The sequence below is a fragment of the Bradyrhizobium canariense genome (genome assembly GCF_018130465.1).
Taxonomy (GTDB): Bacteria; Pseudomonadota; Alphaproteobacteria; order Rhizobiales; family Xanthobacteraceae; genus Bradyrhizobium; species Bradyrhizobium canariense_C.
In genome coordinates, this window is sequence record NZ_JAFCKJ010000011.1 from 1 (window position 1) to 12,732 (window position 12,732).

Sequence of the window (12,732 nt, forward strand, 5' to 3'; positions counted from 1 at the left end):
CCCGTCGTCGTCGACCTCCGCAACATCTACCGCCCCGAGGACATGGCTGCGGCCGGCTTCACCTACGAGAGCGTCGGACGGTCGTCCCAAGCTTGACAGGCTAGCCTGCCAGGTAAGCCCTGGCACGGCAATGCGGAGCTGAGCTTCGCTCGCCCCACCACGGGCGGGCGAAACCTTCGCCGATGGGCTATGCTCTGTTCGCACGAGGCGGCGGCACTTCGCTCGTCAGCCTCGGTTTCGCGATGAGGACGGTCATGACCGACGACACGCACACGATCCGCAGCGGCGGGCTCACCGCGACCATCAAGGCGCAAGGCGCCGAGATGTGTTCGCTGGCGAGCGATGCCGGCGTCGAGTTCGTCTGGCAGGCGGAGGCGGCCTGGCCGCGGCATGCGCCGCTGCTGTTTCCGATCGTCGGGCGTCTCGCCAATGACGAATTGCGGCACCGGGGCAGAACCTACCGGATGACTCAGCACGGCTTCGCGCGTGACAGCCGCTTTGCGTGGGCGGAACGTGGTGAAAGTCGCTGTGTCCTGGTGCTCGAAGACAGCGAGACGACGCGCGCGCTCTACCCGTTCGCGTTCCGCCTGACGGCAAGCTATACGCTCGATGAATCCGGTCTCGATCTTTCACTCACGATCGCGAACACCGGCAAGGAGACATTGCCGGCCTCGCTCGGCGGCCATCCCGCTTTCAACTGGCCGCTCCAACCGGGGCTGACGAAGGAGAGCTACGCGATGAGCTTCGCGAGCGCAGAGCCATCTCCCGTCCGCCGTCTCGACGGTGGCTTGCTGCGCCCGGCAACGGAGCCAAGCCCCGTGAACGGCACAGTGCTGCCCTTGTCCGAATCCCTGTTCGTCGACGACGCAATCATCTTCGATCGGATCGCGAGCAATTCGGTCCGCTATGCCGCGGAGCAGGGTGCGTCCACCGGGCCGTGGTTGAAAATGTCATGGCGCGGATTTCGCGAGCTTGGCGTCTGGTCGAAACCATCGGGCGCGCCGTTCCTCTGCATCGAGCCCTGGCGCGGCTATGCCAGTCCCGCCGGCTTCGATGGCGAGTTCAGCGACAAGCCGGGCCTGATGCACATCGCAGCCGGCGCAGAAGAGCTTTTGTCGTTCCGGATCGAGGTTGGATCGTCCTGAGGCCGGACGGCCGTCGCGCATCTCAAGTTCTCAGACCTCGATCCGCGTGAGGTCCTCGCCGAGCACGACAGGACCCGAGTAGTCCCGCCTGACGTCCGCAAGCAGCGCGTTCAGCATGGAATCGTCGGTGCGAGGCCGGTGATGGGTCAGCGCGAGCTTCTTGACGCCGGCCTTGGCCGCGACCTTGCCGACCGTATCGCCGCAGGCGATCGTGAATTTCGCAAGCCGTCGCAGGTGCTCGTTGTTGATCTCCGGCGTGGCGAGAAAGCAGCACTGGACCAGCAGGTCGGCTCCCTCAGCCAACCGCTCGAGACCGGGGCAGGGCACTGTGTCGCCGGAAATCGCGATGACCTTGCCCTCGGCCTCGAAGCGATAGCCGAGACACATCCAGCGCGCGAGGAAGGCCGGCGACATGTCGAGACCGTCGCCATGCGAGACGAGCTCGGCGCTGATCTTCCAGCGCCCGGTGTCGAGAACGGGGCCCGGTATAATGTCGGTCGCGACGACCGGTTTCCAGCCGCCGAAGCTCGGCTCGCCCTGATCGCGCCAGGTGATGTCCTTGTCGTAGACCTGCGTGACCAGCGTACTGACGAGCCGTTCGGTATCCGGCGGTCCATAGATGCGCAGATCGTCCTTGCGCCCATGCAGCCATGAATTGAGCATCACGTCGTAGAGGTCGCCGATGTGGTCGAAATGGTGATGGGTGAGAAAGACCGTGTTGATGGAGCCGAGCGGCACGTTGGCCTTGCTGAGCTGCACCATGACGCCGCGGCCTGCGTCGATCAGGATGTTTTCCTCGCCGAGCCTGATCAGCGTGGTCGTCGCCATGCGGCGCGGGTCCGGGCGCGGGCCGCCGGTGCCGAGCAGTATGACTTCCATGGCGCCACCTCCTGGTGCAGACTTTTCGGGGCGCACAGTAGGTTTGAAGCTCTTGGCGGGGCAAGCTGCCGTGCGCCAAGGGGGGCAGCGCTACGTTTTCGCACAACTGCCGCTTGTGCCTGCAGGGGCCCGCACATGATGCGCGGTATGAGAATTGTGGGCTAATTCATACTTAATGCGTCAAGATCGTGGCCATTATTGTTTGGGCGTCACAACACGCCTAGTATTCTGGCAGGCAATTTCGGGGGCTCGAATAGTCGTGAATGTTCGTTCACAGGACATCGCATTGCGCGACGACTTGAATTTTCAGGCCGGCCCGCAGGCACACAGGACATCCAACATCGTGGCTGATGCCGCACTTCAGGAATTGCGTGTCGCTGGCCGCGAGCGGCTGATCGTCGTCGAGGACGATCCGGTGACGCGGACGATGCTGGTCGGTTATTTCAGCGAGAACAATTTCGACGTGGTCGGCGCCGGCTCCTGCGCGGAATGCCGCCAGGCGCTGCGGGCGCGGACCGATCTCGTCTTCCTCGACGTGCAGCTGCCTGATGGCGACGGCTTCGATCTCGCCAAGGAGATCCAGGCGACCAGCAACGCGGGCATCATCTTCGTGACGCGCCGCGACACCGACGTCGATCGCATCCTCGGCCTCGAGGTCGCGGGCGACCATTACGTCACCAAGCCGATCAATTTGCGCGACCTGCTCGCTCGCGCGCGCAGCGTGCTGCGGCGGCGCTCGATCGACCGCAAGGCCGCGCGCAGCCACAATTCGATCGCCTTCGGCGATTGGATCATCGACCTGACGCGGCGCGAGCTGCTTGGCAGCGACGGCAAGCCGGTGGCGCTGACGCGCGCCGAATTCGACCTGCTCGCGGCGCTCGTCGGTGCCGACGGCAGGCCGCTCAGCCGCGACTATCTGATCGAGGTCGTCAGCAACCGCCAGGCCGAGGTCGACATCCGCACTGTCGATGCGTTGGTGGCGCGGCTGCGCCGCAAGCTCGTCGGCAGCGGCACGCCTGTCATCACCACCGTCACCGGCGTCGGCTACAAGCTCGCGCTCAGCGAGCGGCTTTAGCTTCGCCTGGCGAAAGATCCGATCGCCCTCGCGCCTTATCGCGCGCGGGCGCTCTGGTCTGTCGATATGCTTGGCGCAGCCCCGGCCAATTTGTCGTCGACCGCATAGAGCGTGCAGCTGGGCGACCATTTCATGCAGGCGCCGAGTGAATCGCGCTGGGCGTCGTCGGCCGTCGCGCGCCCCGAGCGCCAGCCGTAACCACCGTTCGGCGACACCGCAAAAGCCTTGTGCGGCATCGTGCTGGCGAGATAGCGCGAGAATTCGGCGCGCGCGGCCTCGTTGAGCTGGGCCGGCGGCGGCAGCGGATCGGGCGGGCTCAGGATATCGTGGCCGAGACCTCGCTCGCGCAGGAAGGCGTCGAGATACGGCGTCCATTGCGGGCGGCCCACGACCGAATAGAGATAGTGGCCATCGTCGCCGTAAGGCGGCGCCGCGATGAATTTCGCGATGCCGCCACTGGCGCGAAATCCGTCATGGAAGCGGCGCGCCAGTTCGGGACCGAAGTACGAATCGTTGGTGGCATAGACCCACAGCATCGGCGCGCGCGAGGTTTTGCCGAACGTGGCGAAGGCCTCAACCAGCCCGTCGGGATTGCAGACGTCGTCGTCGTCGCGCGAGCCGCGCCCGCCGGCAAAGCTGATCGCGGCGACGAGACCCGCGGGGGCCTGCGCGGTCAACGCGACGGTGGCGAGTCCGCCGGCGGAATGGCCGGCCGCGATCATGCCTGATGTCGTCACGTCGCTTCGGCGCGCCATCGCCTCGATCGCCGCGCGCAAATCCGCGACCGCGACCGCCGCCGCCGGCAGGTAGGCGGCATTGGCGCAACCTCTGACGCTGTCGACGCGCCCGCCGGGCGAGGTGCCGTAGCCGCGCCGCATCACGATCAGCGCGGCAAAGCCGCGCCGGGCATATTCCAGAGCGATGCCGTAATATTTGTGCGCGGACATCGTCGCGCGGTCGTCGAAACTGCGCGGCGAGCCGTGGCTGAGCAGCGCCAGCGGATAGCGCTTCGTCCCGGCCGGCCGAACCAGGAACGCCTCCAGTCCCTGTGGTCCGGCCTCGGCCGTCGGGATGCGCAGGTCCTCGGTGTAGAACTCCGCGGCCATCGCATTGGGCACGATGCCAGCCGTTGCAAGCCAGGCAATCAGAACAACCAAGAGCCTCTGAAACAGCGTCATGCCCCGACTCGAAAAGCCCCGATCGAAAGACCATAGCATGATCTCAGGAACGGCCGCCCCATCGCGTGTGTTGTGCTCTTGGCGGGGGCTTGGCCGATGCTATGGTATTGCGCAATCTCTACGACAGGACGAGGTATATCCAGTGGCTGATGTTCATCCCGCGGCGGGCAAGCAGGCTTCGCCGGACGCGCTCACCAACGTTCCGCGGCTGGTGACGGCCTATTTCGCCGGCAAGCCAGATGTCGCGGATCCCGCGCAGCGGGTGGCGTTCGGCACCTCCGGCCATCGCGGCACCTCGTTCAAGAACAGCTTCAACGAGGGCCATATCCTCGCGACGACGCAGGCAATCTGTGATTACCGACGGGAGAAGGGGCTGACCGGTCCGCTCTTTATCGGCATCGACACTCATGCGCTGGCCGAGCCGGCGCTGGTCAGCGCCGTCGAGGTGTTCGCGGCCAACGGCGTCGACATCATGATCGACAAGGACGGCGGCTACACGCCGACGCCGGTGATCTCCCACGCGATCCTGACCTACAACAAGGGCCGCACGTCAGGCCTCGCCGACGGCGTCGTCGTCACGCCCTCTCACAATCCGCCTGAGGACGGCGGCTACAAATACAATCCGCCGCATGGCGGGCCGGCCGACACCGACGCGACCTCCGTGGTCGAGAAACGCGCCAATGCCTATCTCGCCGATGGCCTCAAGGGCGTGAAGCGCATCGACTACGCCAGGGCGCGCAAATCTGCGAACGTCCACGCCTACGACTTCATCACGCCCTACGTTGCCGATCTCGGCGACGTGGTCGATCTCGATCTCGTCAAATCCGCCGGCATCAATATCGGCATCGATCCGCTCGGCGGCGCCGCCGTGCATTACTGGCATCCGATCATCGAGCGCTACGGCCTGAAGGCGACCGTGGTGAACGAGGCGATCGACCCGACTTTCCGCTTCATGACGGTGGACTGGGACGGCAAGATCCGCATGGACTGCTCCTCGCCTTATGCGATGGCGAGCCTGATCGCGATGCGCGACCGCTTCGACGTCGCTTTTGCCAACGACACCGACGCGGACCGCCACGGCATCGTCACGCGCACCGGCGGCTTGATGAATCCGAACCATTATCTTGCGACCGCGATTTCCTACCTGTTCGCGCATCGGCCGAACTGGGGCAAGGACGCCGCGATCGGCAAGACCGTGGTGTCGAGCTCGATCATCGACCGCGTCGCGAAGAAACTCGGCCGCAAGCTGGTCGAGACGCCGGTCGGCTTCAAATGGTTCGTCGATGGCCTCCTCACGGGCGGCTTCGGCTTCGGCGGCGAGGAGAGTGCAGGGGCCTCGTTCCTGCGCCGTGACGGCGCGGTGTGGACCACCGACAAGGACGGCATCATCCTCGGCCTGCTCGCCGCCGAGATCATGGCGAAGACCGGCCGCGATCCCAGCCAGCTCTTCAACGACCTCACCGCCGAGCTCGGCGTGCCCCATTACGCGCGCATCGACGTCGCCGCGACCACGCCGCAGAAGAACATCCTGAAGTCCGTCACGCCCGAGCAGCTCGGCCTGAAGGATCTCGCCGGCGATCCCGTCCGCGCCACGCTGAGCAAGGCGCCCGGCAACGGCCAGCCGTTCGGCGGCATCAAGGTCGAAACCGATTTCGGCTGGTTCGCCGCCAGGCCGTCGGGCACCGAGGACGTCTACAAGATCTACGCGGAGAGTTTTAGGAGCACGGAGCACCTGAAGCGGATTCAGGACGAGGCTCAGGCGGGGCTGGCGAAGGTGTTCGGGGCGTAATGCGCCAAGCCGAAGGGCCGTGCCGCCTTCGCGACCAAGGGAAGGCCTCGCCGTACCACACGGTGTCATCGCCCGCGCAGGCGGGCGATCCAGTACTCCGCGGCGGAATTGTCTGAACCAAGACCGCCGCGGAGTACTGGATTCCCCGCTTTCGCGGGGAATGACATCGATCTCAGTATGTATACACAAATGGAAGTATTGGTAATTAGGTAGAGGCATTTTGGCCTTGAATCGTTCTGTGTCCCCGCTATTGTATACATTAAGTATTCAGAACCCTTGGGAGTGAGACCGATGACAAAGCCCTTCCCGATGAACGCGTGGTACGTCGCCGCCTGGGATGCCGACGTGAAGCCGGCGCTGCTGCCGCGGACGATCTGCGGCAAGCACGTCGTGATGTATCGCAAGGCCGATGGCTCGGTGGCCGCGCTGGAGGATGCCTGCTGGCACCGCCTGGTGCCGCTGTCCAAGGGCCGGCTCGAAGGCGACACCGTCGTCTGCGGCTATCACGGCCTGAAATACAATGCGCAGGGGCGCTGCACCTTCATGCCCTCGCAGGAGACCATCAACCCGTCGGCCTGCGTGCGCGCCTATCCCGTGGTCGAGCGTCACCGCTACATCTGGCTCTGGATGGGCGATCCCGCGCTGGCCGATCCCGCGCTGGTGCCCGACATGCACTGGAATCACGACCCGGCCTGGGCCGGCGACGGCAAGACTATCCGCGTCAATTGCGACTACCGCCTCGTGCTCGACAATCTCATGGACCTCACCCACGAGACTTTCGTGCACGGCTCGTCCATCGGCAACGAGGCGGTTGCAGAGGCGCCGTTTGATGTCACCCATGGCGAGAAGACGGTGACGGTGACGCGCTGGATGCGCGGCATCGAGGCGCCGCCGTTCTGGGCCAAGCAGCTCGGCAAATCAGGCCTCGTCGACCGCTGGCAGATCATCCGCTTCGAGGCGCCGTGCACGATTGCCATCGACGTCGGCGTGGCACCGACCGGCACCGGCGCGCCCGAAGGCGACCGCTCGCAGGGCGTCAACGGCTTCGTGCTCAACACCATCACGCCGGAGACCGAGAAGACCTGCCACTATTTCTGGGCGTTCGTGCGCAACTATCAGATCGGCGAGCAGCGCATCACCACCGAGATCCGCGAGGGCGTCTCCGGCATCTTCCACGAGGACGAGCTGATCCTCGAAGCGCAGCAGCGCGCGATGGACGAGAACCCCGATCGCATCTTCTACAATCTCAACATCGACGCCGGCGCGATGTGGACGCGCAAGCTGATCGACAAGATGGTGGCGAAGGAAAACCCGCCGCAGCACCTCCAGGCCGCGGAGTAGCGATATGGCCGAGCGTGAGGTCGACCGCTCCGTCTCGCAGACCGTGAAAGCGCAGCTCGCGCTGCGCGACCAGCTCCTGTCGGGCTCGCTGCGCCCGGGCGAGCGCATCTCCGAGCTCCAGGCGGTGGAGACGACCGGCGCATCGCGCACCCCGGTGCGCATGGCGCTGGTGCGGCTGGAGGAGGAGGGCCTGCTGGAGGCGATTCCCTCCGGCGGCTTCATGGTGAAGGCGTTTTCGGAGCGCGACATCTCCGATTCCATCGAGCTGCGCGGCACGCTGGAGGGGCTCGCCGCGCGCTTTGCCGCCGAGCGCGGCGTTTCCGCGCGCGAGCTCGAGCCATTGAAGGAATGTCTTTCCGCGATCGACGAGTTGCTGCGCCAGGTCCCTATCTCGGTCGATGCGTTCTCGTCCTATGTCACGCTGAATGCACGCTTCCACGCGCTGCTCACGGAATTGTCGCGCAGCCCGCCCTTGATCCGGCAGATCGACCGCGCCTCGGCGCTGCCGTTTGCCTCGCCGAGCGGTTTCGTGATGGCCCAGTCGGCGCTGCCCGAGGCGCAGCAGATCCTGATCATCGGGCAGGAGCACCACCGCGTCGTGATCGACGCGATCGAGAATCGCGAAGGCGCGCGCGCCGAGGCGGTCATGCGCGAGCATGCGCGGCTCGCGGTGCGCAATTTGCGGCTTGCGCTGCGCAACCGGACCCATCTCGACCTGCTGCCGGCGCTTGCGCTGATCAAGACCGCAACTGATTGAGGGGAGTGCCATGCGCTTCATCGAAACCTGGATTCCGGCGACGCTCGTCTCGACGCGCGATCTCGCGCCGGGTATCCGCGAATTCCTGATTCGTCCTGAGCAGTTCGACGGCGCCGCCTATCCGGTCGGCAGCCACATCAACGTCAGCGTCACCATCGACGGCTTGCCCGAGACGCGGTCCTATTCGCTGGTTGGGGAAGCCTCGTCGCGGGGCTTGAGGATCGCGGTGCGCCGCGCGGAGGATTCGCGCGGCGGCTCGCGCTATATGTGGTCATTGCAGCCGGGCGCACGGCTCGACATCACGACGCCCGCCTCGCTGCTGGCGGTCGACTGGGCGCGCCAAAACTACTGCCTGATCGCCGGCGGCATCGGCATCACGCCGATCCTCGGCGCCGCGCAGGCGCTGGCGCGGCGCGGCGCCGATGTGACGCTGCATTATGCGGTGCGCTCGCGCGCTGAGGCCGCCTATCTCGACGATCTCGGCGCAACGCTCGGTGATCGCCTGGTCGTTCACGCCAGCGATGAGGGCAAGCGACTCGATCTCGACGCCCTGTTCGCCTCGGTGCCCAAGGACGCGCTGGTGCTGTTCTGCGGCCCGATGCGGATGCTGGATGCCGCGCGCCACGCCTGGATCGGCGCCGGCCATCCGCTCCCCGATCTCCGCTACGAGACCTTCGGTTCCAGCGGCACGCTGCCGACCGAAACGTTCCGCGTGCGCCTGAAGGGCTCCGATGTCGAACTCGAAATCCCGCGCGAGCGCTCGATGCTGGACGTGCTCAACGCGAACGGCCACGATGTGATGTACGATTGCAAGCGCGGCGAATGTGGCCTGTGCGCCATCGATGTGATCGAGGTCGACGGCGAGATCGACCATCGCGACGTCTTCTTCAGCGACCATCAGAAAGAGAGCAACCAGAAGATCTGCGCCTGCGTCTCGCGCGCCCGCGGCACCATCACCGTGGACACGCTGCTGCGGGCGGATCCGGTCTGAGGCAGGGTTATCGGCCTGCATGGTTCGAGACGCGCCGCAAGCGGCGCTCCTCACCATGAGGAGCTAAGAGTCGCGCCGCGGAAAAAGACCTCATCCTGAGGGGCCCGCCAAAGGCGGGCGTCTCGAAGGATGGCCGCAGAGGACCTACGCCGCGTAAGTCGCCCGAAGCTTCTTCGGGTCGAGCAGCGCCAGCACGCCATCCGCCGACACCGGCCGGCTGATGAGATAACCCTGGACCTCGTCGCAACTGATCTGGCGCAGATATTCGAGCTGGTCGGCGGTCTCGACACCTTCGGCGACCACGCCGATGCGCAGGTCGCGGGCGAGCCCAATCACCGACTTCACGATCGCGGCGCAGTCAGGCTGCACCAGCATGTCGCGGATGAAGGACTGGTCGATCTTGATGCGGCTGAACGGCAGCTTGCGCAGATAGGTCAGCGAGGAGAAGCCCGTTCCGAAATCATCCAGAGCCACCGTGACGCCGAGCTCCAGCAGCGCGTTCAGGACCGACGCGGCCGAGCCGTATTTCGACAGCAGCATCGATTCCGTGATCTCGATCTCGAGGCGCTGTGGCGCGATCCTTGCGTCCGCGAGCGCCTGCACGATGATCTGGAGGAGGCCGTTGTTGTGAAACTGTGCGGCCGAGAAATTCACGGCGACCCTGATCTCTTCGGGCCACTCGGCAACCGTCGCGCAGGCGCGACGGACGACCCATTCGCCGATCTCGTGGATCAACCCGGTTTCCTCGGCGATCGGAATGAACTCGCTCGGAGGCACCAGCCCGCGCTGGGGATGCTGCCAGCGGAGCAGCGCTTCGAAGCCGGTGACGCGGTTGCCGCCGAGATCGAGGAATGGCTGGAACACCAGGAACAGCTCGTCCCTGGCGATGGCGCCTTCCAGATCCGATTGAAGCGCCTTGCGGTCGCGGGACGAGCGGTCGTCGGCTTCCTCGAAGAAGCAGACCGTGCCCGGCCCGGCCTTCTTGGCCCGATAGAGCGCGGCGTCGGCGTTCTTCATGACGTCGAGCTGCGTATTGCCGTCGCGCGGCGCCAGCACGATGCCGACGCTGGTCGCGCCGACGATCTGGCGGCCCTCGATCTGGAATGGCTGGTCGAAGGCCGCGATGAAGCGCTCGGCGATCTCGAGCGCATCCTCCGGCCGAGCCAGATTGGCCATCACCAGCGCGAACTCGTCGCCGCCGATGCGTGCGACATGCTCGGCCGCGCGAGTGCAACGTTGCAGGCGACTTGCGATCTGGACCAGAAACTCGTCGCCGGCGGGATGGCCGAACTTGTCGTTGACCTCCTTGAAACGATCGAGATCGAGCAGCAGCACCGCGAACTCCTCGCCGGACAGAGCGAGCCGCTTCAAGGCGGCATCGAGCGTTTCGCTGAAGGCGACGCGATTGGGCAGATGGGTCAGCGGGTCCTGCCGCACCGTACGCTCGGCCTCGATCTGCCGCATCACGCGCCGTGCGAACGAGACCGAATTGACGAACACGCTACGCAGCAACACAGATCCGTAGACCACCACCAGGAAGGCGATCAGCAGAAACGCCGGATCGCCATTCCTGCCGAGGCAGATCGCGATGCCGACGAAGATCGGGGCCGTGAATGCGATCGCCGCGATGGGGATCGTGGCGAAGGCAAGCGCGCCGCCGGCCAGCATTCCCGAGCAAAGACAGGTGATGACGAGCTGCCCGCCGGTCGAAGCATCGGCGAAGAACGCGACCGGGACGATGCCCCAGGCGGCGCCGAGGAGAAAGGCATTGCGTACCAGCCGATGCATGGCGCGGCGCGAGACGAATTGCGGTTTGGTGATGCGGCGCGCGGCATGGGATTGCAGGCCGAACGCGATCGCAGCGCTTGCCACGATGGCGGCCCAGATCAAGGCCAGCTTCAAGTCCGGCGAATGCCACAGCGCGATGACGAGCACCCCGGCGTTGCAGGCATTGGCCAGCATGATGCCGACGGAATAGCCGAGCACGAGCGACATCTGTTCGGCGCGGATATGGCCGGCGACGGCTTCGTCGGTTACGGGACCGCCAAAGGCCGACAGATCGCCGGCGAACAGCCGCGCGAAATAGCTGGTCGTTTGAGTCCGCATTCCAGTGCCTAGCAGCATAGGCCGTTTGTCCGGCCCGATACGGAGAATTCGCTGCAAACCTTTGACGAACTATGAATTATCCGAGCTTGCGACGATCACCGCGACCACTTCTGCGTGTTCGTTGTGCAGTATCGATAACAAATCGATACAAATGCGGTGGCCCGCGTTACGGTTGTAATGGCAGCCCGGTGTCCGCCACCAATTCCACTGTCATGCCCCGCCTTGTGCGCACCTGCGCACTGGGGCGGCGCATCCAGTACGTTGCGGCCTATCAGACCAATCACACCTGTCTCGAAGTACTGGATCGCCAAGTACTGGATCGCTCGGTCAAGCCGGGCGATGACAGCTGTGCTTTGGGCATCACCGCCCCAATTGTTTCGGATCGTAATAGAACCGTTCTTCGATCAACTGATCGCCCCGCCACGTCTGCCATGCGATCTCATCCAACGTTCGGATGATGCCTTCCGCATTGGTGAAGCTGAAGCTCCAGCGCGTCGCGACATGGTCGCCCTCGATCAGGCTCGGCCCGATGCGGACCGCCTTGACCTCCCTGGAGGCCGCCAGCACGCCGCGCTCCTTGGCGACGAGCTTGTCGCGGCCGACCGTTGGTGCCGCGTTGTTCTCGTAGGTCGCGGCCTCAAGCGTATAGAACTGCTCGATCGCGCCGATGAAATCCCCGGCCTCCAATCGCTCGGCAAAAGCTTCGACGACGTCACGGCTCGGCATGGCGCACCTCACGAATAAAACCGACTGATAGTCGGTAAATACCGACCGGCGGTCGAAAAGTCAACTGGCTGCTCTCATCCATTTCGACTACAGCAGACAGATGGCGAAACAGGCGGAGCGGCGGGCAGCGACATCGGAGGCGATCCTGACGGCGGCGCGCCGCCTGTTCGGGACGCAGGGCTTTGCCGCGACGACGATGGACGAGATCGCCGAAGCCGCCGACGTCGCCAAGGGCGCGGTCTATCATCACTTCAAGACCAAGGAGGCGGTGTTCGAAGCGGTGTTTGACCAGGTCTCGCGCGATCTCGTCGCCGAGATCGACAGCACTGCCCGTGCCGAGAAGGACGTGCTCGCCGCAATGGTCGCCGGCACCCAGCACTATTTCGCCGCGACCGCCAAGGGCCCGACCGGCCAGATCATCCTGCGCGACGGCCCGGCCGTGCTCGGCTGGGAGCGCTGGCGGGAGATCGACGCCAAGCATTTTGGCGGCAAGCTGCCGCGCGCGATTGCGGCGGCGATGGAGGCCGGCCTGATCGCGCGGCAGCCGGTCGAGCCGCTGGCCCGGCTGCTGCTCGGCGCGGTGACGGAGGCCGCGGTCGCCTGCGCCGGACGCGCCGATATCGCAAGGGCGGGCGCGGAATACGCCCGTGCGTTCAGGTCGCTGGTCGAGGCGCTGCGCCTCTCCGCATGATCGTGCTAAGTCACGAGAACGGAAACGCCCACACCAACAAGAAGAACAGTAGCG

Annotated in this window: 11 protein-coding genes and 1 pseudogene; 8 read left to right on the forward strand and 4 right to left on the reverse strand. The window is 65.3% G+C overall.

Translation table 11 applies throughout. From position 1 onward, the window contains the following. Nucleotides 1–96, forward strand: a pseudogene (locus tag JQ591_RS35430) (UDP binding domain-containing protein); the annotation flags it as partial. Between the two features lie 158 nt (nucleotides 97–254). Continuing rightward, complete coding sequence (locus JQ591_RS25390) at nucleotides 255–1,145, forward strand: aldose 1-epimerase family protein (protein WP_211398747.1); 891 nt, start codon at nucleotides 255–257, stop codon at nucleotides 1,143–1,145. 30 nt (nucleotides 1,146–1,175) lie between these two features. Here the strand turns inward: JQ591_RS25390 and JQ591_RS25395 are convergent, their stop codons facing one another. After that, nucleotides 1,176–2,024, reverse strand: coding sequence for an MBL fold metallo-hydrolase (locus JQ591_RS25395; RefSeq protein ID WP_211398748.1), 849 nt, complete (start codon nucleotides 2,022–2,024; stop codon nucleotides 1,176–1,178). A gap of 259 nt (nucleotides 2,025–2,283) precedes the next feature. Here JQ591_RS25395 and JQ591_RS25400 point away from each other — a divergent pair, with 259 nt between their 5' ends. After that, complete coding sequence (locus tag JQ591_RS25400) at nucleotides 2,284–3,099, forward strand: response regulator (RefSeq protein WP_211398749.1); 816 nt, start codon at nucleotides 2,284–2,286, stop codon at nucleotides 3,097–3,099. Nucleotides 3,100–3,134: 35 nt separating this feature from the next. On the opposite strand, the gene JQ591_RS25405 is transcribed toward JQ591_RS25400, so the two are convergent. Next, a complete protein-coding gene (locus JQ591_RS25405) occupies nucleotides 3,135–4,277 on the reverse strand; it encodes an alpha/beta hydrolase family protein (protein WP_211398750.1) in 1,143 nt (380 codons plus the stop codon). 142 nt (nucleotides 4,278–4,419) lie between these two features. Here JQ591_RS25405 and pgm point away from each other — a divergent pair, with 142 nt between their 5' ends. From pgm to JQ591_RS25425, 4 genes are all read left to right on the forward strand, one after another. Next, on the forward strand, nucleotides 4,420–6,066 hold the full coding sequence (pgm, locus tag JQ591_RS25410) for a phosphoglucomutase (alpha-D-glucose-1,6-bisphosphate-dependent) (RefSeq protein ID WP_211398751.1): 1,647 nt from the start codon (nucleotides 4,420–4,422) through the stop codon (nucleotides 6,064–6,066). A 291-nt stretch (nucleotides 6,067–6,357) separates the two neighbouring features. Further along, nucleotides 6,358–7,407 (forward strand): aromatic ring-hydroxylating dioxygenase subunit alpha, encoded by a 1,050-nt coding sequence (locus JQ591_RS25415; RefSeq protein ID WP_211398752.1) that lies wholly within the window; start codon nucleotides 6,358–6,360, stop codon nucleotides 7,405–7,407. Between the two features lie 4 nt (nucleotides 7,408–7,411). Next, nucleotides 7,412–8,164: a GntR family transcriptional regulator gene (locus tag JQ591_RS25420; RefSeq protein ID WP_211398753.1), complete on the forward strand. Its 753-nt coding sequence runs from the start codon at nucleotides 7,412–7,414 to the stop codon at nucleotides 8,162–8,164. Nucleotides 8,165–8,174: 10 nt separating this feature from the next. Next, on the forward strand, nucleotides 8,175–9,155 hold the full coding sequence (locus JQ591_RS25425) for a PDR/VanB family oxidoreductase (RefSeq protein WP_211398754.1): 981 nt from the start codon (nucleotides 8,175–8,177) through the stop codon (nucleotides 9,153–9,155). 144 nt (nucleotides 9,156–9,299) lie between these two features. On the opposite strand, the gene JQ591_RS25430 is transcribed toward JQ591_RS25425, so the two are convergent. Both JQ591_RS25430 and JQ591_RS25435 read right to left on the reverse strand, forming a co-directional pair. Then, nucleotides 9,300–11,261 (reverse strand): putative bifunctional diguanylate cyclase/phosphodiesterase, encoded by a 1,962-nt coding sequence (locus JQ591_RS25430; RefSeq protein ID WP_211398755.1) that lies wholly within the window; start codon nucleotides 11,259–11,261, stop codon nucleotides 9,300–9,302. 360 nt (nucleotides 11,262–11,621) lie between these two features. Continuing rightward, nucleotides 11,622–11,987 (reverse strand): nuclear transport factor 2 family protein, encoded by a 366-nt coding sequence (locus tag JQ591_RS25435; protein WP_211398756.1) that lies wholly within the window; start codon nucleotides 11,985–11,987, stop codon nucleotides 11,622–11,624. Nucleotides 11,988–12,087: 100 nt separating this feature from the next. Here JQ591_RS25435 and JQ591_RS25440 point away from each other — a divergent pair, with 100 nt between their 5' ends. Continuing rightward, nucleotides 12,088–12,678, forward strand: coding sequence for a TetR/AcrR family transcriptional regulator (locus JQ591_RS25440; RefSeq protein ID WP_211398757.1), 591 nt, complete (start codon nucleotides 12,088–12,090; stop codon nucleotides 12,676–12,678). Nucleotides 12,679–12,732 lie beyond the last annotated feature (54 nt).